General features: G+C 36.4%; 1 protein-coding gene. It reads left to right on the top strand.

The genetic code is table 11. The features are described 5' to 3' along the window. Positions 1-451 precede the first annotated feature (451 nt). Complete coding sequence (gene greA, locus L4C32_RS20725; protein WP_428198775.1) at positions 452-925, top strand: transcription elongation factor GreA; 474 nt, start codon at positions 452-454, stop codon at positions 923-925. Positions 926-997 lie beyond the last annotated feature (72 nt).

Genomic DNA, 997 nt, shown 5'->3' on the forward strand with positions numbered 1-997 from the left:
ATATAAGAGGTTACACAACGTATTCGTTTATGTTTGGTGAAGTAATTTGTACAGATAACCAAAGGTAATTCGTAGTAAAATTATGTAAAAGCTCACTGTATAAGGTTGGTTTTGGTGTGGGGCTGTAGTTTAACCAATTGATTTTAAGACTATATATAGGTTCCCTTAAAGTTCTGTTTCATTTTAAAGACAAGTGATATTTTATCTTTTTTGTGATCTTTTCACACTCAATAGTGTGATCGGGATCGATAAAATTGGTGGCTAAATGAGCAGTTCAACCTGTTGCACCCTAGTTGTGATTTGATTGAAACAACGAAAAAATAATAGATAGGTGACCAAAGAGGTAACTTTGTTTACACTATCCGGTATTCAAATAGCATTATTGACGTATTAATTTTGTGGTTAAGCACGTTGAAAAGAGTTAAGTACTTTGTATTGAGGTATTACAGTAATGGATAAAGTTCCAATGACAGTACGCGGTGAGAAAAAACTGCGTGAAGAGTTAGAAGTATTATTAAAGCGTCGTCCAGTCATCTCTAAAGCGATTGGGGAGGCCCGTGAGTTGGGTGATTTAAAAGAGAATGCAGAATACCATGCTGCGCGAGAAGAACAGGGTATTTGCGAAGCGCAAATCCGCGATATTGAGTATAAACTCTCTCTTGCTCAAGTGATTGATGTGACAAAAATGGAAAACAGTGGCAAGGTTATTTTTGGTACTACAGTTAGCCTGATTGATATTAACTCTGATGAAGAGTTTGTATACCAGATCGTAGCGGATGATGAAGCGGATATCAAAACCGGTCGAATTTCTGTTAATTCACCTATTGCTAGAGGTTTGATTGGTAAGATGGAAGGCGATGAGACCGTAATTCAAACTCCAGGCGGCCAGAAAGAATTTGAAATTGAAAAGGTTGAATACATTTAATTGTAACAACCGATTAAAAAAATGATTAAAAAAAAGGCCGCGAAGCGGCCTTATTTACGTGGTATTTCAATT

The sequence above is a fragment of the Aliivibrio kagoshimensis genome (genome assembly GCF_050337105.1).
Taxonomy (GTDB): Bacteria; Pseudomonadota; Gammaproteobacteria; order Enterobacterales; family Vibrionaceae; genus Aliivibrio_A; species Aliivibrio_A kagoshimensis.